19 protein-coding genes and 2 pseudogenes are annotated in these 23884 nt (G+C 62.6%); 8 read left to right on the top strand and 13 right to left on the bottom strand.

From position 1 onward, the window contains the following. Together FJ930_RS30725 and FJ930_RS30730 are read left to right on the top strand one after the other, a co-directional pair. A partial coding sequence (locus tag FJ930_RS30725) for a nucleotidyl transferase AbiEii/AbiGii toxin family protein (protein ID WP_281408906.1) occupies nucleotides 1–578 on the top strand: 578 nt, incomplete at its 5' end. Further along, entirely contained in the window at nucleotides 493–843 is a 351-nt protein-coding gene (locus tag FJ930_RS30730; protein WP_281408907.1) for a nucleotidyl transferase AbiEii/AbiGii toxin family protein, read from the top strand. The genes FJ930_RS30725 and FJ930_RS30730, both read left to right, overlap by 86 nt. A gap of 128 nt (nucleotides 844–971) precedes the next feature. Here FJ930_RS30730 and FJ930_RS12735 read toward each other — a convergent pair whose 3' ends face one another. The 11 genes and pseudogenes from FJ930_RS12735 to FJ930_RS12790 form a co-directional block, all read right to left on the bottom strand. Continuing rightward, the gene (locus FJ930_RS12735; protein WP_141838015.1) at nucleotides 972–1253 is read right to left on the bottom strand and encodes a hypothetical protein; all 282 of its coding nucleotides are present in this window, start codon (nucleotides 1251–1253) and stop codon (nucleotides 972–974) included. A 195-nt stretch (nucleotides 1254–1448) separates the two neighbouring features. Continuing rightward, nucleotides 1449–2123, bottom strand: coding sequence for an ankyrin repeat domain-containing protein (locus FJ930_RS12740; RefSeq protein ID WP_141838017.1), 675 nt, complete (start codon nucleotides 2121–2123; stop codon nucleotides 1449–1451). Nucleotides 2124–3671: 1548 nt separating this feature from the next. Next, on the bottom strand, nucleotides 3672–6425 hold the full coding sequence (locus FJ930_RS12750; protein WP_141838021.1) for an SEL1-like repeat protein: 2754 nt from the start codon (nucleotides 6423–6425) through the stop codon (nucleotides 3672–3674). 11 nt (nucleotides 6426–6436) lie between these two features. Beyond that, nucleotides 6437–8197 (bottom strand): molecular chaperone HscC, encoded by a 1761-nt coding sequence (locus tag FJ930_RS12755; protein WP_210245356.1) that lies wholly within the window; start codon nucleotides 8195–8197, stop codon nucleotides 6437–6439. Nucleotides 8198–8287: 90 nt separating this feature from the next. Then, nucleotides 8288–10876: an ATP-binding protein gene (locus FJ930_RS12760; protein WP_141838023.1), complete on the bottom strand. Its 2589-nt coding sequence runs from the start codon at nucleotides 10874–10876 to the stop codon at nucleotides 8288–8290. Further along, nucleotides 10873–11331: a hypothetical protein gene (locus tag FJ930_RS12765; RefSeq protein WP_141838025.1), complete on the bottom strand. Its 459-nt coding sequence runs from the start codon at nucleotides 11329–11331 to the stop codon at nucleotides 10873–10875. The genes FJ930_RS12760 and FJ930_RS12765 overlap by 4 nt, the downstream gene beginning before the upstream one ends. Then, a complete protein-coding gene (locus tag FJ930_RS12770; protein WP_181763363.1) occupies nucleotides 11328–12362 on the bottom strand; it encodes a sigma-70 family RNA polymerase sigma factor in 1035 nt (344 codons plus the stop codon). The genes FJ930_RS12765 and FJ930_RS12770 overlap by 4 nt, the downstream gene beginning before the upstream one ends. Nucleotides 12363–12749: 387 nt before the next feature. Then, the gene (locus FJ930_RS12775; RefSeq protein WP_141838029.1) at nucleotides 12750–12932 is read right to left on the bottom strand and encodes a hypothetical protein; all 183 of its coding nucleotides are present in this window, start codon (nucleotides 12930–12932) and stop codon (nucleotides 12750–12752) included. A gap of 30 nt (nucleotides 12933–12962) precedes the next feature. Next, nucleotides 12963–13145 (bottom strand): hypothetical protein, encoded by a 183-nt coding sequence (locus FJ930_RS12780; protein WP_141838031.1) that lies wholly within the window; start codon nucleotides 13143–13145, stop codon nucleotides 12963–12965. A gap of 826 nt (nucleotides 13146–13971) precedes the next feature. Beyond that, a complete protein-coding gene (locus FJ930_RS12785) occupies nucleotides 13972–14556 on the bottom strand; it encodes a hypothetical protein (protein WP_181763364.1) in 585 nt (194 codons plus the stop codon). Beyond that, nucleotides 14501–14655: pseudogene (locus FJ930_RS12790) on the bottom strand (IS6 family transposase); the annotation flags it as partial. The gene FJ930_RS12785 and the pseudogene FJ930_RS12790, both read right to left, overlap by 56 nt. Before the next feature lie 12 nt (nucleotides 14656–14667). On the opposite strand from FJ930_RS12790, the pseudogene FJ930_RS12795 reads away from it, so the two are divergent. From FJ930_RS12795 to FJ930_RS12810, 4 genes and pseudogenes are all read left to right on the top strand, one after another. Continuing rightward, nucleotides 14668–15070, top strand: a pseudogene (locus FJ930_RS12795) (nucleotidyl transferase AbiEii/AbiGii toxin family protein); the annotation flags it as partial. Between the two features lie 183 nt (nucleotides 15071–15253). Further along, on the top strand, nucleotides 15254–16831 hold the full coding sequence (locus FJ930_RS12800) for an HD domain-containing phosphohydrolase (RefSeq protein WP_141838035.1): 1578 nt from the start codon (nucleotides 15254–15256) through the stop codon (nucleotides 16829–16831). A gap of 90 nt (nucleotides 16832–16921) precedes the next feature. Continuing rightward, nucleotides 16922–17194, top strand: coding sequence for a hypothetical protein (locus tag FJ930_RS12805; RefSeq protein WP_027024197.1), 273 nt, complete (start codon nucleotides 16922–16924; stop codon nucleotides 17192–17194). A gap of 84 nt (nucleotides 17195–17278) precedes the next feature. Continuing rightward, on the top strand, nucleotides 17279–18412 hold the full coding sequence (locus tag FJ930_RS12810) for a substrate-binding protein (RefSeq protein ID WP_141838037.1): 1134 nt from the start codon (nucleotides 17279–17281) through the stop codon (nucleotides 18410–18412). 448 nt (nucleotides 18413–18860) lie between these two features. On the opposite strand, the gene FJ930_RS12815 is transcribed toward FJ930_RS12810, so the two are convergent. Then, on the bottom strand, nucleotides 18861–19604 hold the full coding sequence (locus FJ930_RS12815) for a DUF1194 domain-containing protein (protein WP_181763365.1): 744 nt from the start codon (nucleotides 19602–19604) through the stop codon (nucleotides 18861–18863). Nucleotides 19605–20080: 476 nt separating this feature from the next. Here FJ930_RS12815 and FJ930_RS12820 point away from each other — a divergent pair, with 476 nt between their 5' ends. Next, nucleotides 20081–21208 carry a helix-turn-helix transcriptional regulator gene (locus tag FJ930_RS12820; RefSeq protein ID WP_141838041.1) on the top strand — a complete coding sequence of 376 codons (1128 nt, stop codon included), beginning with the start codon at nucleotides 20081–20083 and terminating at the stop codon, nucleotides 21206–21208. A gap of 370 nt (nucleotides 21209–21578) precedes the next feature. Here the strand turns inward: FJ930_RS12820 and FJ930_RS12825 are convergent, their stop codons facing one another. Next, on the bottom strand, nucleotides 21579–22697 hold the full coding sequence (locus FJ930_RS12825) for an FAD-binding oxidoreductase (protein WP_141838043.1): 1119 nt from the start codon (nucleotides 22695–22697) through the stop codon (nucleotides 21579–21581). Nucleotides 22698–22912: 215 nt separating this feature from the next. On the opposite strand from FJ930_RS12825, the gene FJ930_RS12830 reads away from it, so the two are divergent. Next, entirely contained in the window at nucleotides 22913–23818 is a 906-nt protein-coding gene (locus FJ930_RS12830) for a LysR family transcriptional regulator (RefSeq protein ID WP_141838045.1), read from the top strand. Nucleotides 23819–23884: the final 66 nt, after the last annotated feature.

Genomic DNA, 23884 nt, shown 5'->3' on the forward strand with positions numbered 1-23884 from the left:
TTGGCATCATCCGCCGTTTCTCCGAGGACATCGATTTGTCCTTCGACCGGGCCGACCTCGGCTACACAGGTGGTCGCGATCCAGAAAAGAAGGGCATCAGCCGGAAGAAATCAGGTCAACTCATCGACGACCTGGTGGGAGATGTCGAGAAGCATATCCCAGACAGGCTGCTTCCCGCCCTTCGCGCCGCGATCGTTCCAGAGCTCGGCGAACCGAAGCACGATGGGTGGTCGCTAGTGATCGATGAAGCCGACGCGCAGTCACTGAACTTCCACTACCCGGTCGCGCTTCCGACGGCCGAGTATCAAGGCATGGCGTACATCACACCACGGGTTAGGCTTGAGCTCGGCGCCCGCGGCGATCCTTGGCCCGCTGAGCAGAAGGTCATTCGCCCCTGCGCGGCCGAGGATTTTCCCGATTTCTTCGAAGATCCGGATACGACCGTCACGGGTCCTGTCTGCACGGCGCACCTTTTGGGAAAAAGCCACTGCCTTGCACGCAGAAGCCCATCGTCCGGAAGAGTCGGCCACCCCGCAATATTTCTCGCGCCATTACTACGACCTCGCCATGATGCTTGACTCCCTCGAGGGTAAGGCCGCCGCCGCTGATCTCGAGCTGCTAGCCACCGTGGCAAAGCACAAGGCGACGTTCTTTCGCTCGGGCTGGGCCAATTACGATACGGCGCGCCCAGGCACTTTGCGGCTGATGCCAAGCGGGGCGCGGACCAACGATCTCAGAGCGGATTATCGGGCAATGGCGCCCATGATGTTCGATGACACCCCGCCGTCGTCCGACGACATTCTTTCCAGGATTGAGAATTTCCAGGAAACCATCAACAGGTAGGCTCATGACCTGCTGCGCGGCGCCTGGCTCGCCTCCCGTTGCCCAACGCTGTCGAATTTTGCTACCGAGTCAAAGGTCGCGGACGCTTTGTAGAAAGGCGCGCGTTAGTGCTTTGGTCCGCCGCGCCATCAGTAGCCTACATATCTGAATTGATGATCGTAAAGCGAAACGACCTCGGCGAGTCGGCGCTTCAGGCGATCCACCCGCGCAAGATCGTTCTCCTCGCCAGCCTTGTCTATCGCTAACTGAAAGTATCGCCGTGCGGCTTCAAAATACTCCTTGGCGATCGGAGGTCGCGCATCATACATCGCCTCATACGAAGCTTCAGCTAGTTCCTCGAATTGGTCGAGTGGACTTTTCGTCGATGGCGACATCAGCAGCTCAGTTGTTGGAAATCGGACAATGCTCAAGCTGGGCTTCGAGAGTGCTCTGCGACTTGGCGGCGCCCCACGCTCGGAGAATGTGGACTGCCCCTGGTGCGATAGACAGGTCCCACCTATCCTTTCCCGCCCTCGTGCGCGCGCTCGCAAACCGTCGAGGTCGAACACGGGAAGGGAAGGTAACGAGCGCGAGGACGACAGCCCGTCAACTGATTAATCCTGTGTCTAGTTGCGTCCGAACAATGCCACCCAGAACGAACGCTTGCGCACGAGGGGCGGTTGTCTATCGACCAAAGTGATAAGCCGGTCGATCTTCGTCTGACGGATGAAATGGTTTGATGTATGAGCGCCATTTCGGCTGAAATGAACGTTTGCGCCCGCTAAAATTAGCGCCTCGACAACCGCCGCTAAGCCATCGGTCGAACACTCCTGCTGCATGCGCCACAGGCGCAGATCAGAAACGTTCAAACTTTCGGAAGATAGAATGCATGAGGCTGTAAGCAGCGGCGTCTGCCCATGGCGGTCGATTGCGTCCACGACCGCGCCGTTGCGCAGCAACAGACGGACGACGCCAGAATGCCCTTTGCTTGCCGCGTAATAAAGCGGGCCGCGTCCGTCGCGAGCAGGCGAATTCACGTCGACGCCACGCTCGATCAGCAGCGCGACGATGTTCTCCCGTCCGTCGCGCGCGGCAACGAACATCGGCAACTGCCCGATGAAATCCTTTTGGGCAACACTCACGCCTTGATTGAGCAGTACGAGGGTCTGCTCATAGTCGCCGTTGCTGATTGCTGAATTGAGCAAATCGCCTGCGCGCGCGTCATTGTCGTCCACTGGCGCTGCCATCGCTTTCCTCCAAAGCCGTTTTCGTCCCTGCACGCGCTTATTTTCAAAACGCATGCACGTTCCAGTGGGCCCAAATTGATCCACCCTGCATTTCAGTTTGGGGAAGGGCTCTCCTGGCCACCGCTGCAAGGGCCATCATACAGAAACTGGGCTCCGGCTACATCCGCAAAACACTTGTTCGAGTAGGTCTTATTGTTCCCAGCGAGTCGGCCGCACACGGGCGAATACTGCTCGGCGCATACTTGGGGACGCCTTACCGTCGGCAGGGCAGAGACTGGCGGCGAGGATTGGGCAAGCGCCTCAAAGCTAGGAAATACGATGAACGCGATTGACAGAATCGCCGCGAAGTATCTTTCGGGGGCTCTCTGAGATTTTTTCATTTTTGTTCCGCCTCTGGTTAATATGAATGTGGAAATGCCGAAGCTTTTGTTGACCTTACAGATAGGCACGCGGCGGCGAAGTGAATTGGCCGAGCCGAGGCTATCGGACGCGAGTCCGGCGACAAAGCCCATTATGGCGGATATAAGAATTGAATAGCGCATGGCATTGCCTCTTGTTGAAGAGCGAACCATTCTCTGTCCCTGCCTTGATTGACGGACGGGGATCGCTTTTTCCCAAATTTTCTGTGGCTCGAGTTCCTGAGCCTTGCCATGCGGGTAATCCAATTCGAACTCGGCTATCGCCTAATGTTCTGTCTCGCTTTGGAGAAAAGAAGACGACAACCGGAGCGACGCCGAGTGTCGATGCCAGGTCGATGCCGACGCCATCGCTAGTTGATAAAACGCCGCTAACAAATGCGAGGCAATGGACGGCGCGGCGATGCGTAAGAAGGTGCCGGGCGCCAACGCAGCGCCCGGTTTTTCACGAATAAGGCAACGGACGCTCAGAATTATGCTTAATCATCCGGTCATGACTGCGGCACGCCAGCGCAAGATGTCCTGATCAAGGTGGGCGTTCTCGCTAACCGGGTTCTCGATAATTATCAATTCCACGCTGAACGTCAGGGTCGCCCGTCGGGTTTGGAGCGGGTCGCGGTTCAACATGTTCGCGATTATCGGGCAATTGGACTGGCGCTGGCGTTTCGCAATTGCGGCAAGGGTCCGGGGCCGAATTTGGCGTTCCAGGCGCGCCAGTTGTGGAGGCCTGGGCGAGAGCGCTAACGAGGAAAGCCACACCTCCGAACAAAGCTCCTACAAGGCGTCTGCGCATTTTCGTCTCCTGGTTTGTACGAGGAGGGATTTCCTCGTCTGTCGGTCGCCTTGCATGGAGCGCGTCGGTCGTTCCATCGCCGCAACCAAATCCCTTGACGGACGACCAGAGTATTTTCCTGCCGAATTCAACTGAGCAAGCCGCATTTTTTTGGCCCGCAATCCACGCCGGCCGCAGCGCAGTCGCCAGATAAAGCGCCGGTCGATGGTCTGACGATCCTGTATGGAGCGCCTAAAACAGACGTAATCGATACGTCGGGCGGCTCACGTCGGATTCTCCGACCCTATTGGATTGCTCGAGTTATCGACAATGACGGTCGTCACGCCGTCCGTTCTGGGAGCCGGCGTCCAGCTACGCGCCGCCAACGCCCGCTTGCAGAAGGCTGTTTCCCCGTCACAGGACGAAATAAATCGCTGTTACGATGAACGCTAGGAAAGCCAACAGCGCGATACCGATCGTCAGCAGGATGCGGCCGCCGATGACGATGAGGGTGAGGGCGAACTGGGTCAGCAACAGCAACCCGCCGACGTCCTTGTCCATGTGAGCCAGGTCGCAGATCTTGGCTGTGGCCGGCATGACGAGAAACAGGATGGCGACGACTATTCCCCATCGCTGCCGCTCGAATCGCTTGATTTGGACTTCGAGTTCGCCGAGGCGGAGCCGGCCTTCGAGCCAGCGCAGGTGACCGCGCCCCTCGGCGATCTGTTTGTGCAAAGCGGGAAGGTCGCGTCCAGGTAGGCCGTTGAGGCGGCCGTCGCGGATGGCCCGGGCGATACGCGCCGCTGAGGGCTGGAAATGTTTGAGCCGCCCGTCGCCGCGCCGCGCATCCGTTTCGATCCGGCCGTACCAGCGCAAAGCCTCCGCCCGGGCGCGCAAATCGCTGAACAGCCGCGCCGCCGCCTCGCCGCCGCCTGCCATGGGCGTTTCGCCAGCGATTCGACCCACGGCCTCCAATTCCTCCGGCGAGAGCGCGCTGTCGGCCAGGGCGCAGGCAAGGACTTTCTCCAGAAAATCCGTCTCGGCCCCGATGGGCAGAATGCCTTTGGCGAGAGCGGTCTGGAAGGCGGATTGCGCAGCGCGCGATTCTCCGGCCGCAAAGGCTGCGGCGAAGGCGGCTTCGAATGCAGGGAAGGCGCGAGGGTCGCCAAGCTCCTCACGTTCTTTTGTTTTAACGGCGGCTTTTGCGTCCGCGACGGCGATTCGCTCTGCCTCCAACGCAGCGGCCGCTCGCGCGAGTTCGTCCGCGGCGTCGGCTCCTCCCTTGACCGCCCGATTTAACCAGTCATGGGCCGCTGCGCGGTCCCGGACCACGCCTTCGCCATGGAGATACATCAGCCCGAGCTGACGCTGCGCATTGGCGTAACCCTGGTCGGCGGCTTTGCGATACCAGTCCGCCGCCTCGGCGTCGTCGCGCGGCACGCCGCGGCCATATTGATACATTTCCGCAAGGTTGCTCTGCGCCGTGGCGTGACCCTGTTCCGCGCTGCGGCGATACCAGGTCAACGCCTCCTTATAATCGAGCGGCGCGCCGCGGCCATATTCGTACATAAACCCGAGAAAACTCTGAGCCGCAGCATGTCCCTGCTCGGCGGCTTTGCGACACCAGTCAATGGCCTTGGCGTCGTCCTGTGGCGTGCCGTCGCCGTTGTAAGACGCTCGTCCCAGTTCGTATTGGGCGTGGACATGCCGCTGAGCCGCAGCCTTGCGGCGCCACCAGTTGGCTTCGTCTTTGTCCAGCGGCACACCCAGCCCGTTGTCATACATGATTGCCAAACGATACTGGGCTTCGGCATGTCCCTGGAGGGCGGCCTTTCGATACCAGGCCGCTGCCTGGGCGAAATCCCGGATCACGCCGCGTCCTATTCGGAACATCATGCCAAGCCCGTTTTGGGCGGCTGCCTCCCCCTGGTCGGCTGCCTTGCGGTACCAAGCCAACGCCTCGGCTTCGTCGCGAACAACGCCGCGTCCTTCAAGGTACATGGCCGCCAAATTGCATTGGGCCGAGGCATAGCCTTGCGTTGCGGCCTTGGCATACCAGGCCGCGGCCTCGATGTCGCTCTTCGGCGCGCCGCGGCCGTGCCTGAACATTTGGCCAAGGCAATACTGGGCGGAGGGCTCCCCTTGGTCGGCGGCTTTGCTATACCAAGCCATCGCCTCGTCTTCGTCGTGAACAACGCCAAGGCCGTCATAATATAGACTCCCCAGATCGGACTGCGCCTTGGCGTGCCCTTGCGCCGCGGCCCTTGCATACCAGGCCGCCGCCTCGACATAATCTTTACCCAAGCCGAGGCCATGAAAATACATGGCACCCAGCATGAACTGCGATTTGACATTTCCTTGAACAGCGGCCTTGCGATACCAGGCCGCCGCCTCGGCAAAATCTTGGGTCACTCCGCAGCCGCCATAGTATAGATTTGCCAGATCCTGCTGCGCCATGGCGTGCCCCTGCGCAGCGGCCTTCGCATACCAGTCAGCCGCCTCACCATAGCTTCCGATCTGGTCCTGTTCGCTTTGGGCCAATGCGTTGGCGAGGGCGTGCTGCGCCCGCGGATCTCCCGTCTCTGCTCGGCGGCGCATAAAACGCAGCCTGTCCGCGGATTCCGCGCCGTGTGCGATCGGTTCGCCGCCGGCTAGGCGTTCGACTTCCTCCAGTTCATTCGGCGATAGCGTCGTATCGGCCAGCGCAGCGTCGATAAGGGCGTCACGGAAGCGCATCTCTTCACCGAGCGCGATGACGCCCTGGGCGAACGCCGTCCTGTAGATCGCCAGCGCCGCGCCGACGCCCTCCGCTTCCAGGGCTCGGGCGAAGGTCCCTTCGAACGCGCGGAACGAGCGATGGTCCCAGTAAACCTCGTCCTGCGTGGCGGGAACAATATTCAAAAGGCCATGATCGACAACAGGGGTCTCTGGTTCCGGCGCAGCGGCGCCATCATCGGCGAAGGTCCTTCCAGCGCCGTGCGGCGGCAAGTCCCGCCAGTCATCGCCGTCATAATGCAGCGCATCCTCATAGGCCTCGCGAAGGCGCATGAAGTCAGCGGGATCCCCCTCGACGTCGATCGCCTTGAGGCGCTGCGCATAGGCGCGCCGGATGGCGCGCGCATCAGTGGTCGGCGTGATTTCGAGTTCGTCCCAGGGCCAGTAACTCATCACGTAAGCCTCTAGACGAAGAAATCCCCGTCGAGGCGGGCGAACACGGCCTCCAGGGCCTTACGGGCCAGGCGCACGCGTTCGGCGTCCTGTCCGTCGAGCGACGCGACAAAAAACACCAGCGCGTCGCCGATCAAGCCGCGCTCCGCTCCAAGCCGTTCCTCAAAGAGGCGTTTGCCGCGTGCGAGCAAACCCTGGTTCTCAGCCTGGTCGCGCGGATGGATCTTGAGACCGTCTAGCGCGGCGAGCCGCGCCGCGACTTCGGCCTGGCTCAAAACGCCAGGATTTCCTTCGATGACGAGCGTACGCTTGACGCCAGTGCTGATGGACGCCGTTTCGACTTCCAGCAGCCCGCTGGAGTCGTATGTAAAGCGCACCTCGATCTCCTGTTCGCCTTGAGGCGCCCGGGGAACCGTTATGGCAAGCCCGCCGAGCCGGATATTATCATCGACGAACTGGGACTCGCCCTGATAGATCTCCACATCGATTTCGGTCTGGTTATCGCGTCCTGTGATGAAACGCTTCACTCGGCTCGCCGGAATGACAGTGCTGCGCTCGATGATCGGCGCAAACAAATTGCCGACCTGATTGCCATCGGCGAGCATCCTGCCAGTTCTGATGCCGAGGGTGAAGGGAGCGACATCGGTCATCACCCGCTCGATCAAGTCGGCGTCGCGCATCAGCATGCCAGCGCGGATCGCCGCTCCCTGCGCCACGACCTCTTCCGGGTTGATAGTCTGCAACGGCAGGCGACGGAAAATGCGGCCGATGAGCCGGCGAAACATCGGCATGCGCGAGGCGCCGCCGGCGAGGATCACGCGAGTCACCCTGTCGGGGTCGACGCGGGCGTCGCGGAGCGCTCTCTCCATGGGGAACCTGAGGCGCGCCAGCAGCGGCTCGGACAAAGCCTCGAACTCGACGCGGGTGATTTCGTGCTCGATCGTTCGCTCATTGTGCACGACGCGAAGCGCTGTGCGATCCGCCTCTCCCAGCTGGCGCTTGGCGAGTTCAGCCTGGCGGCGAAGCGACGCCTGCGCGATTGAGCCCGGCGTCGTCGGTATGCCCGCATTCCCACCGACCGCGCGCATGAACGCCTGAACAATGACATCGACGAAATCCTCGCCGCCGAGCCAGGTGTCGCCTGCTGTCGCCCGCACTTCGGTAATGCCTTCGAACATATGGAGGAGCGAAACGTCGAACGTCCCTCCGCCGAGGTCCGTCACCAGGACCATTTCATCGGCCGCCGGTTGATCCAGGCCGTAGGCCAATGCCGCCGCCGTCGGCTCCGTCAGCAGTCGCTTGACCTCCAGGCCGGCGAGCTCGCCCGCCGCCCTGGTCGCCTTACGTTGGGCGTCGTTGAAATAGGCGGGTATGGTGATGACGGCCTCGCGGATCGGTTCGCCCAAAAACGCCTCCGCATCCGACTTGAGCGAGCGCAGGACCAAAGCCGAGAGCTCCTCGGGACGGAAAGTGCGGGCGCCCAGCGTGAACTCGCGATTGGTTCCCATGACGCGCTTGAATGCGGTCGCCGCGCGCGTCGGATGGGTGGACAACCGCTCGCGCGCGGCCATGCCGACCAGAATGGCGCCGTCTTCGGCCACGCTGACAGCCGACGGCGTCAGAACCTCTCCGAGCGCGTTGGGAACAAGGATGGGCCGCCCGTCTCGCCAGACGCCGATCAGGCTGTTGGTTGTCCCAAGGTCGACACCGACGATCATTTTTTCGTACCTTCTCAGTCCAGTTTTATAGCCGCTGCCGATGAAATCCGCCATGCGCCAGTCCAGACGCCGAAACAGCGCTTCGTGCGTCTCCTCGCGCCCACGGCATCTTGCTGGGCAATGGGACGAAACGCCGAGCAAGTGTCACCGCAACATTTGCAGCTTTTGGATGAGGACCGCGTGGACGCCGTCGAAGTCCTCCGCGGCAGGGCTCGCGCCCGGATCGCTGTTGCGGGGCGAATGGCGATAGGTCGAAATCTTGACGCCATGGAGCCTCGCGCCGGCTGGCGCGTCGACAACCAGCCAGGAGTTTCCGTCGCCGACCGACCGGCGCGACGCACGGTAGGCGGTGACGTCCAATTCATGGCCGTTCTCGTCGAGCGGAATTAGCTCCCATTCGGCGGCCTGAACCAGACCGAGATCGATTAGGGCGGCGCGGGAGAGCGGCAGGGCGCGGAACGACGTCAAAGGCCATAGGAACGCGATGCTGAAACTCAGATCATCGACCTGGCTTGACACGATTTGCGTCAACATGCCGCGCAGCGGCGAGAGCGGCCCGCCAGCCGAGGCGATCGGACGCGCCCGGGAGAGAAACCCGACACCCTTTCCCTGAACAGGGTCGAATTTCAAAATTGCGAGTTCCGATTCCGCCGGCGACCGATTGGTCAACCGGAGACCGTTTCGTTCAAGAAACGGCGCCGCGGCGATGCGATATTCTCCGGCGGGAGCCGGGGCATCGTCGAAATTTACGTCGGTCAGCCGCGAAGCTTCGTAAGCGTCATGCACTTTGAAGACGCCAAAGACGCCCGCCGCCGCCGCTGGCAGGCCAAGCGCCAGTCCGGTCAGCAGTCTCCGGCGATCACGCTGGCGCAGTGATGCGGCGACATAGCCCCCCAGCTCGCGGTCGGACGCCGTGAAGTCCGTGGATCGCCGGGTGAGCAAGTCGCCGGCCGCAAGAAGTTGTGGCCCCGAAGGCATTAACGTGCGCTTGCCGGCGCTCCACTGGCGGGCCTCTCGCTGCAATTCGCGCCAGATTGATATATCTGCTTCCGCGCTTTGCAGCTGCGTTCGCGCGCGCTCCCAATGGCGCAGCAACGATTCGTGCGCGGCGCGAAGCCGGGCCCCTTGCGCCGCGGCGTCGCGGACCAGCAGACGGCGCCTCTGGAAGGCCGCAAAGGCGGCATGAATCGATTCGTGCGCGTTGTAATCGCGGGTCTCGACGGCGCCGTCGGTCGCCAGCTTCCAGATGATCTTACCTATGGAGGCCTGCTGCTCCGGCGCCAGAGCCGAGTAGACCAACTCAGCGCGGGCGCTGACCACGCCATCGAGTCCGCCAACGGCGCGATAGTCGCTCCAGCGCAGTTCGCGCGTCGCCTGGTCGCGCCGCTCGAACAGTTCGGTCAGCAGGAGTTCGAGAAGCGGAAGAACGTCCGGGCCGCCGTGGCTCGCGGCCGCGATCAGCTCGGCATCGAGGCCCTGCTCGAAGCTAAGATTGGCTGCCGCTGCCGGACCGCCAGTGATCGCTTGAAGAAATTTGGCGTCGTGGCGCGGTTCGAGCGCGAATACGCCTTCGACGCCGAACAGGTCGGCGAGCCGTGGAAATCCATTCAGTCGCGCCAAAGCGGCATTAGTGATCGTCGCCACGATCTTGACCCCGTGGCTGTTGGCCTGGGCGAGGAAATCGGTCAGCGCCTCGATCGTTTCGGGATACAGTCCGTTATCGAACACGTCTTCGAACTGATCGACGACCCACAAGGCCTCGCTCGCGCCGGCGGCGCGCAGCCGCATCGTGAAAGCCGCCGCGTCGAGAGCGGGTGGAATTTCGTCCACACGTGCGTCGAGACCGCCTTCCGACTCGTGCCGCCAGGAGGCGGCGAGAGTGGCGCGCAAAAGGTCCAGCTCCCGCTCGGGCGCGGGATCCGGGCGAATGTCGCGCGGCCGCAGCAGTCCCCAGCGCAGGCTTTGGCCCTGCGTCGAGCGACGCAGCAGGGCCGGCAAAAGGCCGGCGAGGACGAGGGAAGATTTGCCGGCGCCGCTCGGTCCGCGCACCAGCACGGCAGTGCGACGCGCCAGCAGCGCGACTAATTCCTCTATTTCCGCCTCGCGGCCGAAAAAGATCGAGGCATGGCCGAACTCGAACGGTTCGAGGCCACGATAGGGGTCGTCGAGCCATGTCTTAGCAATGGGGAGGCCGAGATCCGCTAACAGATCTTCGAGCCGGTGCGAAGGCGTGAGCGCGACGTCAGCTTCGGCGGCCTGACGGCGCAATTCCGGCGACAGCGCGGCATCGTTTGAGCAGGGATAGATGAAGCGCCCTCCGCGCGGCAGAACTTTCAGTGCCGCCGCAGCTTTCGCCTCGACCCCTTCGACGCCGCGAATGGCGCCGCCAGCTTCGACCAGTCCGGTGGCGGCGATGGCGGGCAGGGGAATTTTTACAGCCGCGCCTACCAGCGCCAGCGCAAACGCTAGTTCGGCGCTGCGCCCGTGGATCGATCCCGCGTCCAACGTGGCAAAGCGGACCAGAATCTGCCTGTCGAGATAGCGTTCCCGATAAAGAATTCTTGCCGCCTCGCCGCAGGCGTGCGCCGCTGAACGGACCAATTCCGCCCCGCCGCCGGGAAAATCGACACGCCTCACGCTTTCGCCGTGCACGCCTTCGCTGAGGGTCACATGCAGCGACGCCGCCTCGCCGCGTTCGAGACCGGCGGTGACGAGGATCCAGACGTCGCTCACTTTCGCGCGACCGGGCCGAATACGACATTGATGGCGTCGCGGCGCGCCAGATCGAGCCCGGCCAGATCAATGTCAGCAAGCATTTCGCCGTTGCGGATGACAGAATCCGCCAGCACACGTTCGCCGTCATCGGTTCTTACAAAAATCAGCGCGGTGCGAGCCTCGAAAGCGGCGCGGTGATCGCTGTGAATGCTGAGCAGAACCTGGCCGCGCGTCGGAGGTTCGCCGGAACCGCGCGCGACAAAAATTTCGAGGGTCAAAAGGCCTGATTGACTCGTGCACGCGAGGCCTTCGCGGAGGGATTCGCTCGCAGCGGCGCGCAGGTGAAAAATATCGGCGGCGGGCGCGCGGTCGTGCAAACCGATCGCTGCCTGGACGAGATGTTCCGGCGGCTGCTGTTCGTCGCGCAGCCGCGCCAGCGCGCCCTTCAGGGCCTGCAAGCGTGGATCGGTCATGACGGCCTCGCCAATAAAAATTTCAGCCGCGCCAGGGCGCGTTCGAGAACGCGATACACGTCTTTCCGGTCGCGTCCCAACCTGTCTGCGATTTCCGACGGTTTGAGGCCGTCAAGGAATCGCAATTGCAAAATCTCGCGGACGTCTGGCGGCTCGTTGCGCAATGCCGCAAGTAGCGCATATTCGCGCTCGGTCCTGAGCGCAACGTCTTCCAGATGGATCAGCTCTGCTTCCGGATCGCGGTCGGGAGAGGGCGGATCGAAAGGCGCTTCGCCGTCGTCGAGACCGACGACGCGCGGACGCGCGCCGGTCCGCATCGGGCCGAGATCGCCCAGCGCGCGCGCCGTCTTGACCGCGTCGCGCGCCTGCGGTTCGGCGAGCCGCGCAATCGCCGCTTCGCTGGAAAGGCGCTCCTCGTAAAGGAGGCGATAAGCCTTTTGCTCCAGCGGGTTCAACCGCGCGATGGCGGCTTTCGGTCTGTTGCGGCCGTGATCGCGACGAAGGGAATCGGTGAGCGCGTTGAGCGTCAGACGGCGCAGGAAAAGGCGGAAACTACCGCCGCCGGGATAGGCGGCGAGACGGCGGCCGCCATCCTGCAGCAGCAGGGCGTAAACGTCCTGCACCCGGTCTTCCAGGGTGCCGCGCTCGCTGGGCGCCGAATCGCGCTGAACCCAGGTTTTGATGTCGGTATGAAAATAGCGCACGAACGAGTCCGCCGCCGTCGTCGCCCTAGCGAGAAACGCGGCGGCGATGCCGCCGCCGATATTTTCGTCGATCTCATTTGCAATAAAGGCCGACGCCGAGGAGAGTCCCGACGCGGCGAAGCGGTCCGGCAGCGCCAAGCGCTCGTCGTGAAATCTTTCTGCGATTTCAGTGAACAGAACCTCGGCCGACGCCTTGCGGGGAGCCGCGCGCAGACAGGCCGCCCAAAGCGGCCCGCTCGCCCAACGGACGAAAGCTTCCCATGTCGCCGGACTGTCTTGCGCCAGCGCCGCGAGAATCTTTCCCGGTTGGTTGTCCTCGCGCTGCATGGCCTTCCCGATTGAAGAAGCCGTGACCAAGGTTAGCGCGTTATCCTCAGGAAGACTACTGGGTCGACCTGCGGCGGAAGCTGTGGGAGCGGCGCGCAATTTCGACAGTGAGGTCACAGCGGCTCCAGGGCGAAAAAAGGCGGCGCCGGCGCCGCCTGACTTGGTGACAAGCGAAAGGATCATTCCTCGCCGCCGTAGGGACGCGGTCGCGGCATGGGACGATCGTAGGGCGGCGGCTCGTGCGACGGGTTGCAATACCATGGCTCGATCCAGCAGCGTTGCGGCTGCCGGCAATGGTCGCTGAGGTCTCGTTCGTGCGCCGCCGCGGGGACGGCGCAAGCTCCAAGCGTCGCAATAACAAGCAGGGAGTGAAACATGGCGCCTCCCTCAATGCTGGTTCATGGCGCGTTGGGCGGCCATGGCGGCGCGGTCGCCGGCCGTTGCGCCGCCGTTGCAATTGTCGCTGCCGACTTCGGCCCCGGAGCTACAGCCGCAGGCCGAGGCGGGAGCAGAAGCCGCGAGACTGGGGAAGAGCAAAGCGGCGACGGTGAAAATGCGGGCAAGTGTCATTGGTTTTCTCCAGATCAGGAAAGGAAGGTCTCAGCCCCGAACGGCGGCGACGGCGGTGGGATGGCGGACGGGCCCTCCCGACGCTGGCCGAGGCGAATTGCTGACAGTGGTCGAGCTGTTGTCCACGTCGAAGTCGCCGGCACGGGCGGCGGGGGCGCCAGCGAGGGTCACAAAAGCGGCGACCACGCAGGCCAGGCGTTTGGCGTTGGTCATGAAACTCTCCGTTGCTGCTGCGAGGGCAATCATCGCCGTCGAAAGGAGAGACGGACGGGCGCCGCATTTCCCGGCCTCCGATGAAAAAAATCGAAATATTTGCGCCAACGCGGATCAGCGGCCGCCAAGACGGGCGCGGGCTTAGAAGCAAACAGGTGCATCCGCCGGCGCCTGGGCTAGATCTGCCGCCTCGCGCGGCAGGGCGAGTGCGGCAAGATCCGCTACTTTCTCGGCGATTTCGCTGCCGTCGCCGAAGATTTCCACCGAGTGCAAAAACCGCGTCCGCCGGCGAGGATCTGCCTGCTTGGCAATATCTTGCCAACGGTCGCGCAGGAGAAATGCCCCACACTCATCGCGCCTGCTTGTTCCGTGCAATCGTCAAGGCACCCGTAAAGGGGACGAAGCGCCGCGCGACACGGGTGTCAAGTCAATCGTATTCAGGGCGCCGGATATTGACATAATGGGTGGGTACGTCGCCGCAGTGGCCGGTAACACCACTGGGTTCAGCGACGTCCGGCCCTTTGCCTATCGCGGCATCGGATGGAGTGGCGTAAAGGGCAAACAGCAGAGCGGACGCTGCGATAAGCGCGAAAAGCCTTTTGCGAAGCGGGGTCATGGCGAATGTTCCGGTCTCTCGCCAGACCTTTCGCCCAGCATCGAAAGGAAGAACGAACGCGCTCAAAAAATTCCCGCCAAAAAAATGAAAAATGCCTCGGAAGTGGCGATGAAAGCGCACAATCTGTCGACGTCTCCGCCCTCGGCGTCGGAAAGGGAAGGCGCGGGATGGCGGCCGACAACGACGGACAGGCCCAGACTTCTCCCATGCTTATTCGCGTCTGCGACGAACCGTCATGATTGTTGACCAGAGAAACAGCACCGCGACCAGAGCGACGAGGGGCCAGATTGGATCGGAAACATAATCGTCCGGGCCACGCACGCGCATTTCAAAGGACAGGAAGGTGAAGAGCATCGTTTCCGACAGCCCAATGAGCCAAATAGGGGCGCGCTTCAATTGGAGCGCGGCGACGAAGCCCGCAGACGCCGCGACGAGAGCCAGCAGGGGCGAAGTGGCCAAAACAATAGAGGCCGCCCAGATCGCCACTGCAAAGGCGAAGGCAAAGAAGCCAAGGGCAAAAACGCCTTCGGCGAGATCGCTCCAGATCGAGTGCGATGACGTTCCGCCGTTTGTTGGCCGAAACAGCCGGGGGTCGATCAGACGGTTAGGCGGCGGGATAGGAAACAATTTAGGAGCCTCCAGTCCGGAACCATAGCAGAGCGTGGCCGGTTTGCGCTTCAATTCGTGCGTCAAATTCCTGGCGTCAGGCTGAATCGTGGAAAGGCTGCCTGTCCTGTTTTCACGCAGCCAGGATTTCAAACTGCTCGGCAAGCGATGGTGCAGGATTGTAGGCATACCTCGCCTGTCGTTGCGCATCATATGGATCATCTCGATGCCAGACAGGATGGTTGTGGCGGTGGCCCCAGCTGCCCACCCGGCTTGCAAGGACGGTCGGTAAAGTAGCGCATGGCTGAAGCGTTCCTCACCTTGTCGGCGAATGATCGAAGCGAGGCTGGCCGTTGTCGCCGATCGATCCGGCCGTCCGGCGCATCTACCGGAAAAAGATGTGTGGGTCGTCTGGGCCCTATCGACGTTGTTCGGGTCCGATCTTGGCCATCATCTGGTCTTCAAGGGCGGCACGTCACTGTCTAAGGCCTACGGCGTTATCCGGCGCTTTTCAGAGGACGTGGACCTGACGTTCGATATTCGCGCCATTGCACCCGACTTGGTGGGCGAGAATGATGAGGCGCTGCCGAAAAATCGGAGCGAGGAGAAGCGCTGGTCGAAGGGCGTTCGGGACCGCCTGCCGGAGTGGGTCGATGGTACGGTCCATCCCCTCATCGCGGGTGCGATCCGCCGCATCCCGGCCATTCCGCCGGTCACTCTGGTCCTTAGGACCAGACATCGCTGCGTGTCGACTCCCGACGTTCGGGGTTGCGTGAAAGCCGTCGCGCGAAGCGAGCTCCGCGCCCTAAACTGGCGTGTCGGACTTGGGATTTTATCCTAGGTATTAACGACAAGCGGGGCTAACGTTGCTCACGGGAGATGGGCGATGACAAAGGTTTCGATGCGCCGTGCGGACTTCATGATGGTCCTTGCCTATGCTTCGGACCTCGCCACCGGCCATTCACGGGACTTCGCGCTGAAATCATGCGTGCTTGCGATGCGGATCGCCGAGCTTGCCGGCCTATCGGAGCAGGTTCGGCGCAACGCCTACCACCAGTCGATGCTGCGCTATGTCGGTTGCAATGCCGACACCGACCTTCTGTCGGCCACGTTCGGGGATGAAATCGCGCTTCGCCAGGATCTCGTCGGTCTCGACATGGGCAACCGCGCGGAATTGGGTAGGGTCTTCGTACAGGCTTTCAGGCGGCTCTACTATGATCTCGACCCCGATGCGCAGGCCAAGGCGATCGAGGCCGCAATGTCGCAGGCGCTCGCCGTGGCCCGCCCGGTGCTCACTGCGCATTGCGAGGTCGCGCAGCGGCTCGGCGAGCGGCTCGGCCTGTCCGACGAGATACGGCGTAATCTTGGACAGATTTATGAACGCTGGGACGGCAAGGGCCTGCCGCGCGGACTGAGCGGCGAGGATGTTCTGCCGGCTGTGCGACTTATCACATTGGCGCAGGACGTCATTGCGCTCAGCGATGCCGTCGGCATTGAGGCGATGGCCGAAATCGTCGCAAACCGCGGCGACGGCCCCTACGAAGCAGGTCTGGCCCGTCTCGTCTCCGCTAACGCAGCGGTGTTGATGGAAGGCATCGGCGCGACGGTCGACCGTGAGACGATTTTGGCGCTAGAGCCCGATCCCCCGGTTATGCTGGACGAGGCGGCTTGCGAGGAAGCTTTCCTCGCCATTGCCGACATGATCGACATGCGCATGCCATTCACGCAGGGCCATTCGCGGATGGTGGCGGACCTGGCCGAGGGCGCGGGAGCAAGAGCAGGGCTGCCGGCCCCTGACCTCCGCGCGCTGCGCTGGTCGGGCTTTATCCATGACATTGGCGAACTGGTGGTGCCGGTGGCGACCTGGATGCGCAACGGTCCGCTGTCGGTCCGCGAGCGCGACGCGGCGCAACTGCACGCTTATTATGGCGAGCGGGCGCTGACCTCCTTCGGCCGCGACGGCGATGCCATGGCCGGGATGGTGCTGCGTCATCACGAACGCCTCGATGGCTCGGGCTATCACCGCAAGGTCGGCGGTTCCGACCTGTCGCCGGCAGCGAGGATCCTGGCTGCTGCCGAGGCCTTCCAGACGTCGAGGGAGGAGCGCCCTCATCGCAAGGCGCTGTCCAGCGAGGCGGCGGCGGCGCAGCTCCGCGCCGCTGTTCGAGAGGGCTGTATCTGCCCCGAGGCCGCCGAGGCCGTATTGTCCTTCGCCGGGCAGCCGTCGCGCCGGGCACTGCCGCGGGCGTTGGCCGGCATGACGCCGCGCGAGATCGAGGTGCTGCGCCTGATCGCCGCCGGATTTACGGCGAAGGAGGCGGCGCGCAAGCTCGATATCTCCCCCAAGACCGCGGACCACCATATCGAGAGCGTCTATTCAAAGGTCGGCGTGACCACCCGCGCCGCCGCCGCGCTCTATGCCGTCGAGCACGGCCTCGTCCGGCCAGGAGAAACGCGGGCATAGGGAATCCACCCCATGTGCACCCGCTCCAGGGCACGCATCGTGATCCTGTCGATGGACCAATGGTGGCCGCGACCGACAGGAGGAAATCCCATGCTTCTCGCAACGACCAAGGTGGCGGACGTCGACCACTTCATCCGTATTTTTTCAACCAAGGGCGCCGACAAGCGCCGGCTGCACGGCTCGAATGGCGCAACGGTGTTCCGCGACCCGAGCGAGCCCGACCGCGTCTGGGCGATCTTCGACTGGGACGCCGAGGGCTGGAAGAATTTTGTGTCGGATCCCGAAGTACCGGCGATCCTGCAGGAAGCAGGTCATGTCGGTAAGCCGCAGGCCGCACTGCTGCTCGGCCACTACGAGGCTTGAATCCGCGCTGCGCTCCGCCGCCATCGGCGGCGGCGCGCCCGACGAAGACCCGGAGATGAAACCCTACAATATCGGAGAGATCAGATGAACCAGAATCCCATCAAGATCGGCCTCATCGCCGAACTCACCGGCCCCTTGTCCTTCATGGGTATTGCCAACGCCAACCTCACGACCATGCTTGTCGACGATATCAACGCCGGCGGCGGCCTCCTCGGTCGGCCGGTGAAGCTCATCATCGAGGATGGCGAGACCACCGACAGCGCCGCCAAGGCAAGGGCCGCGAAACTCGTGGATGTCGACAAGGTCGACCTGGTCGTTGGCGGCATCTACAGCTCGACCCGTCTCGCCATCAAGAGCGAGGCGGTGACACGCGGCAAGACGCTCTACATCTACACCGAGCAGTATGAGGGGCAGGAGAACGACCGCCTGATCTTCTGCACGGGTCCCATACCCTCGCAGCAGGTCGAGCCGCTGATACCGTGGCTGATGAAAACCACAGGGGCGAAAAGCTTCTATCTGCCGTCGGCCGACTACATCTGGCCCCACATTCTAAATAAGGCGGCGAGCCGGGTGGTGCGCGCCAATGGCGGCGAGATCGTCGGCGAGGAGTATTTCCCGCTCGATACCGTCGATTTCCGACGGACGGTGCAGCAGATCATGGCCAGCGGCGCCGACGTGGTGTTCAACACGATCGTTCCGCCGGGCCTCACGCCTTTCCTCGAAGAACTGCATAAGGCCGGTTTCGGGAAGCGCGGCGGCCGGATTGTCTGCACCTATTTCGACGAGAATTTCTTCAATCTTGTCCCGTTCGAGCAGATCGAGGGCCTGTACAGCTGCCTCGATTATTACCAGGAGCTCGACGATCCGTTTGGCCGCGCGCTCTTGGGGCGATACAGCGACCGGTTCCCCGGCAGCGCGATGTTGACCGCGGGCAGCGGCTGCACCGGCCATTATCGGGCGATCAGAATGTGGGAAGCGGCGGTGAAAGAGGCCGGCACGGTCGAGCGCGACGCGGTCATCCGGGCGCTCGATCATACCCGGATAGGCGAGGGACCGGGCGGTCCGGCCGAAATGGTCCCCGGCCAGCACCATGTTCGCATGAACATGTACATTGCGCAGGCGCAGCGCGGCCGCTTCCGGGTTGTGAAGAATCTGGGCCCGATCGATCCGAACGAGCGCGTGCTCACCGGCGAACTCCACCTCGACAACGTGGGTTGACTTGGCCGCGTGAATCCCGTTCTTCCGGGTGGCGGGGGCGGCCAGTTGCGTGCCCTCGCCACCCAACCAGACCCACAGTGACTGTCCCAATCACACCCATAAAGCAGGTCATTGGTCGCAATGGTCAGTTTTACCAGCCACAATTCGGAACAGGTGTTCATGATGCCTAAATATCGGAAGAGTTTTCAAATGTTGGAGCTGAACTGTCGCTGATATGGGCAGTGGCGATCGCCGGAGGGAAATTGGGTCGAGTGCCAGGAGCTGAAGCGCCCCGATGCGAACGCGTAGCAGAACGAGGGGCGCAGCGTCGTTGTAGAGGAATTTCGAACGTGTTGCGTTCCCGAGAACTCCACGATGTGCGCACCGGTGGGGCGTTCCGGCTCTCGTTTCGTAACGCCCCTGGCTTTCGTGACAAATCGGCCGCTGCGGAATTAACGTTAGGGGCTCTTTATCGTCCAGGCGCCTCTCCGACCGTGTCGCAATCGACAACCGGTCCTGAGTGGACCTGATAAGCCGCAGGGTGCACGCTGGCAGACAGACCAGCAATCTCATTTACGAGCTTGTTTCGGATCGCGTTTGCGAAGTCGGCTGTGTTCGCTACGGTGACAACGAAAGTCCCGGAACCGCCGATGACGCAGCTCTCATAGTACAACTCGACATAACGCGGACCAAAGCTGTCAAGTGTGTCGTCTGCGTGCAGCGAGATCACCAGCCCATTGATGGTCACGCCATCGGCTATGAGTGTGTCGTGCACCGGTTGAAGCGGAAGGCCGGCATTGTTGGGTCCATCGCCAGAGACGTCGATGACTTGGCGATCGCCTGCAGGCCCACCCGCCAGCAGCTTGCCCGCCAACAGGAGCGCCCCTGAGATTGAGGTGCCGCGCCCCCTGATGATCGGTTGGGCTCGCAGCGCCTCTGCGAAGGCGGCCGCATCGTCGGGCTGCTCCAGAATAGCCCATGGTATCCGAACGCTCTGGTGGTCTGGGCCTGCCCACTCGACATAGGTTATTCCGATTCTGCCGCGCCGGCCGGATTTGATGGACTGCCAAACTTTTGCATCCTGGAGCGCTTCGACATATCCTTGCCGCTGCAGCCGTTGTTCCGCCTCGCTCATTGAAGATGATACATCGACGCTAAGAACCAATTCGAGATCCACCGAGGAAACCGGCTCAGCCGTGGCTGACATCGACATTGTCACGCCTACCGCGACAGCGAACAATCGGCCTCGTGCCTGTCCTTTTTGCGCAGCGTAGCGTGGAACGAAAGACATCATCTCACTGCGTCCATCCGACGGTCGATCGGGAAGATGCCGCCGGCGACTTTGTCTGCCATCACCCGTATGGGTGAATATCGCGACTACGCTGCTCCTAGTGAATATGGGCCGGAATCCAGCACCAACGCGTCGAGATTCCTGCCTGCCGGGAGGTGGTAGATGCCTGAGCGGGCCGCGAAAGTCTGGTACGACGCCGTGGCACCGGCACGCGCAGCGCCGAGGATGTCCGCCTCTACGCCCGGTCAGGGTTACCGACCAGATAGCCGAGTGAGCCTTGTCGTCGCCTTTCACCACGTCCCGCGATCGGCGATGAGTGACTTGCTGTGCTGAATTTCAGCCATCTGTGATATCGTCGCGGGTGAGTGGTAACTCATCCAAATGAAGGTGGGTTTCGAATGGCTCCCGATGCAACCGCACTTGCCCTAGAGGCCTGCTACGACGCCGCTTTCGAATTTGAGCGGTGGCCGGGAGGGCTGCAAAAACTTGCGGATGCGCTGGGCGCGACGAGCTGCGCTCTCCGCACCTGCGAAAAAGCGCACCCTTTTGCGGCCGATCAGCGTGGTAAAGCCGGCAGCGTGCCGGACTCCACGGAACATGCTGAATTTTCGGCTCTTTGGCATGAGCGGATCGGAGACGCTCCCAGTCCCCATCTTGAGAGGCCGCAGCTGCTCGCGAAACCCCCGATCAGTTTCACTGTAGAGGACGAAATCACAACTCCGCAGGAACGAAGGGGGCTGTCTTATTATGAAGAGATCGCCCGTCCCGGACACCGAGAATGGTGGGCCTTGGTCGGCTTGGTGGTCAAGAACCGCAGATGGGGGGTGTCGCTGTACCGCGATGCTCAGAGAGGACCGTTCTACCCGAGCGAAGCTGATCATTTCCTGAGAGTGGCGCCGGACCTGAGCCGGATCATAAGCACAGCAGAGAAGCTCGGCGAGCTATCTGTCGGTCCAAGCCTAGTAACTCTTGATCGGCTCAATTTTGGCGCGGTGCTGCTGGACTGTCGTGGATGCGTGAGGCGGTTTAACGAACGCGCAGCAGCCCTGTTCGGCTCCGACCTTGTTGTCCGACACGGCCGCATCCGCGCGACTGATCAGCCGAGTGACGCCCGTCTTCAAGGCTTCATCAGAGCCGCCGTTTCGGGTCTGTCGGTTCGGTCCGAACCTGTTGTCATTACGCGTCAGGGGTACCCCCGGATGATAGCGGAGGTGATGCCCATGACTGCATTAGGTCGTGATCTGTTCAATGGCGGCGACATCTTACTGTATTTCACAAATCTTGTGACCGAACCGGTTCTGAATGAGCAATTGCTGAGCGTGACTTTCAAGCTGACAAGAGCGGAAGCGCGTCTGGCCTCGCAATTGGCATCTGGGGAAGGCATTCGCACGGCGAGCGCAAAATTGGGCATCAGCCGCGAGACTGCCCGAACGCAGCTGCGGGCTGTCTTTGCGAAAACGGGGACGGGCCGCCAGGCCGAACTGGCGGCACTGTTGTCCCGCTTGTCCATACCTTCGCGGCATTAGACGGCCGCTCATTGCCCGTTCAATCGGTCACAAGGTTAGCAACAGGCGATCGTTGGCCCGCAAGTGGCATCATCGGCAGTCCGGGACTGATGACGTATCGGGCAACGGCAGCTTGTTCTACCTGAGCCCACCAAAAGCCGCATGCTCGACCAGCCACAAGCGCCCCATGTGGACGTCCGCGGCAGGCGCTGGCTTACCCCGAAACACAAATCCCCATAGCCCACCGCTTGCGGCCCGCGGGTTCCTGCATGCTTTCGTACGCCTGACGGCACCCGAAACCGTTCAGCGATATCGCCCGTTGCGGTAAGCTCTGGTGTTTCCCAAAAACGGTCATGGCTTCGGGGAGGCCAACCGTGATCGGTTCGCTTCATTAGGCTGCGCGGCTGAAGCGATTGATCCTGAAATCGTCGATCGGTGTCTCGCAACGGTCGGTCACGATCAGTTCGGCCATGGCGTCACCAACGCCGGGGCCGAGCTGGAAGCCGTGTCCGCTGAAGCCGAAGGCGTGAAACAGCCCTGGCGTCGTTGCCGAGCGTCCCATCACGGGCAGCATGTCTCGCATATAGCCTTCGCAGCCGGACCAAGTACGGATAACCGCGACTTGAGCGATTGCCGGCAGCAGCCGCACGACGGCGCGCAACTGTGCCGGCAGGCGCCTGGGGTCGGCCGTCGCATAGCCCGGATCCAGGTCCACCGGCACCCTTTCGGCCGCGCCGCCGAAGACGATGTTGCCCCGCTCGACCTGGCGCAGATAGGCGCCATGGTCCTTGTCACGCGTCCAGATGCCGACTACCGGCAGGATGCGATGCGGCAGCGGCTCGGTCACGCCCATCTGCGGGCCACGGGCGTCGAGCGGCACCTCTTCGCCGAACTGCGCGGCGATGCGCGCGCCCCAGGCGCCGGCGGTGTTGAGCAGGCACTCGGCGGCGAACGTGCCCTTTCCAGTGGCGGCAAGGAAGCCGGAATCCGTATGCTTGATCGTCTGGACTTCAGCTCCCTCGACGATTTCCGCGCCCAACTTGCGCGCAGCCTCGGCAAAGGCTGGCGCAATCAGCCGCGGGTTGCCGCTGCCGTCGCGGGGCGAGAACGAGGCCGCGATCGCGTCGGGACCGAGTCCGCGAAAACGGGCACGAATTTCGCGCGGACCAAGTTCTTCCAGTTCAAACCCCCAGGGCCGCGCCGCTTGAGCATAGGCGCGCATGTCGGCGAGACCGCCTTCATCGAAGATCAGTCGGACATGACCGGTGGCGCGGAACTCCACGTCGCGGCCCAGCATTTTCTCGGCTTCGCCCCACAGCCTGAGCGAGCGGTGGGCTAGCGGAAGCTGGGACAGATGGCGCCCGGTGCGCCGGATATTGCCGAACGAGGCGACGGTTGCGCCCGTGCCGATCCGATTGCGCTCGATCAACGTCACGCGCGCGCCGCGCCTGGCAAGGAAATAGGCTGAAGCCGTCCCCATCAATCCGCCGCCCAGCACGATCACATCCATAGTCGTTTCTCAGAGCATGATCCCGAAAGTGGGAACCGGTTTTGCGAAAAGATCATGCTGCAACCAGAGCTGGACCAAGAGGACGATTCAACCAAACATCATCCTGATCTGGCAAAGAGCGGATAATCCTTGAACACGCCGATCTTGTCCCCGCGACGGCATTGCGTCAAAGATGGGTTTGAAAGAGAGCCATAAGTTTTACCTATGGAGTGGCAATGCGGGCCCGGCAGCTCGAAGTGTTTATCTCGGTCATGCGCGCAGGCACCGTGACCGCCGCGGCGCGGATGCTGAACATCTCCCAGCCTGCGCTCAGCCAAATCCTGCTCCACACCGAGGACGAGCTCGGCTTCACGCTGTTCGAGCGCGTCAAGGGCAGGCTGCGGCCGACCCCGGAGGCGCTTGAGATCTTCGCCGATGCCGAAAGGCTGTCGGCGGGGCTGGAAGGCTTGCGCCGCAAGACCAACGACCTGCGTCTCGGCCGGACCGGGCTGGTGCGGGTCGCGGCCTCGCCGCCGCCGGCCATGGCGGTATTGCCCCGCGCATTCACCAAATTTCGGGCGCGGCATCCCGATATTCTGCTGCGTTCCCATATCGCGCCGATCGCCGCGATTATCGACATGCTGCGCGCCGGCGATGCCAGCCTCGGCGTGGCTATGGACGACCGCATGCCGCCCGACGTCGAGGCCGAAGTGATCGGCAGCGTAGGCTTCGCTTGCCTGCTGCCCGCCGGGCATGCGTTGGCCAGGAAAACCGAGCTGATACTCGCTGATCTCGTCGGGGAGGAGTTGATATCCTATCGCGGAAATACCCGTCCCGCTGACGAACTGGCCCACGCGGGCCGCGCGCAGGGCGTCACGCTCTCGCCGTCGCTCGAGATCGACGTCTCCATTTCCGCAGTCGGCTTCGTCCAGGCCGGTCTCGGCATCGCCTTGGTCGACGCGCTGCTGCCGTGGCACCAGTTTGCCGGGCTTGCGGTCAGGCCGCTGGCGGAAGGGCCGGAATTTCCGATAGCGTTGCTCACCTCGCGCACACGGGGGCTTTCGCGGGCCGACGAGATGATGCGCGACGAAATCCGTGCGGCCTGTTCGGCCGTCCTCGGCGAACATCGCGCCAAAGCATAAGCAAGGCTTATATCTTTGCTCGTCATCCATCTTGGACCCTGACCGTCCGTTCGTGCCAGTCTTGGT

The sequence above is a fragment of the Mesorhizobium sp. B2-4-15 genome (assembly GCF_006658505.1).
Classification (GTDB): Bacteria; Pseudomonadota; Alphaproteobacteria; order Rhizobiales; family Rhizobiaceae; genus Mesorhizobium.

Excerpts from the sequence above, each read along its gene's own strand:
- FJ930_RS12750 (WP_141838021.1), bottom strand. The coding sequence starts at position 6,425 with ATGAGTTACTGGCCCTGGGACGAACTCGAAATCACGCCGACCACTGAT.
- FJ930_RS12805 (WP_027024197.1), top strand. The coding sequence starts at position 16,922 with ATGCTTCTCGCAACGACCAAGGTGGCGGACGTCGACCACTTCATCCGT.
- FJ930_RS12830 (WP_141838045.1), top strand. The coding sequence starts at position 22,913 with ATGCGGGCCCGGCAGCTCGAAGTGTTTATCTCGGTCATGCGCGCAGGC.
- FJ930_RS12815 (WP_181763365.1), bottom strand. The coding sequence starts at position 19,604 with ATGTCGATGTCAGCCACGGCTGAGCCGGTTTCCTCGGTGGATCTCGAA.
- FJ930_RS12825 (WP_141838043.1), bottom strand. The coding sequence starts at position 22,697 with ATGGATGTGATCGTGCTGGGCGGCGGATTGATGGGGACGGCTTCAGCC.
- FJ930_RS12785 (WP_181763364.1), bottom strand. The coding sequence starts at position 14,556 with ATGCCTACAATCCTGCACCATCGCTTGCCGAGCAGTTTGAAATCCTGG.
- FJ930_RS12810 (WP_141838037.1), top strand. The coding sequence starts at position 17,279 with ATGAACCAGAATCCCATCAAGATCGGCCTCATCGCCGAACTCACCGGC.
- FJ930_RS12765 (WP_141838025.1), bottom strand. The coding sequence starts at position 11,331 with ATGACCGATCCACGCTTGCAGGCCCTGAAGGGCGCGCTGGCGCGGCTG.
- FJ930_RS12820 (WP_141838041.1), top strand. The coding sequence starts at position 20,081 with ATGGCTCCCGATGCAACCGCACTTGCCCTAGAGGCCTGCTACGACGCC.
- FJ930_RS12800 (WP_141838035.1), top strand. The coding sequence starts at position 15,254 with ATGACAAAGGTTTCGATGCGCCGTGCGGACTTCATGATGGTCCTTGCC.
- FJ930_RS12780 (WP_141838031.1), bottom strand. The coding sequence starts at position 13,145 with ATGACCAACGCCAAACGCCTGGCCTGCGTGGTCGCCGCTTTTGTGACC.
- FJ930_RS12775 (WP_141838029.1), bottom strand. The coding sequence starts at position 12,932 with ATGACACTTGCCCGCATTTTCACCGTCGCCGCTTTGCTCTTCCCCAGT.
- FJ930_RS12770 (WP_181763363.1), bottom strand. The coding sequence starts at position 12,362 with ATGCAGCGCGAGGACAACCAACCGGGAAAGATTCTCGCGGCGCTGGCG.
- FJ930_RS12755 (WP_210245356.1), bottom strand. The coding sequence starts at position 8,197 with ATGGCGGATTTCATCGGCAGCGGCTATAAAACTGGACTGAGAAGGTAC.
- FJ930_RS12740 (WP_141838017.1), bottom strand. The coding sequence starts at position 2,123 with ATGCGTTTTGAAAATAAGCGCGTGCAGGGACGAAAACGGCTTTGGAGG.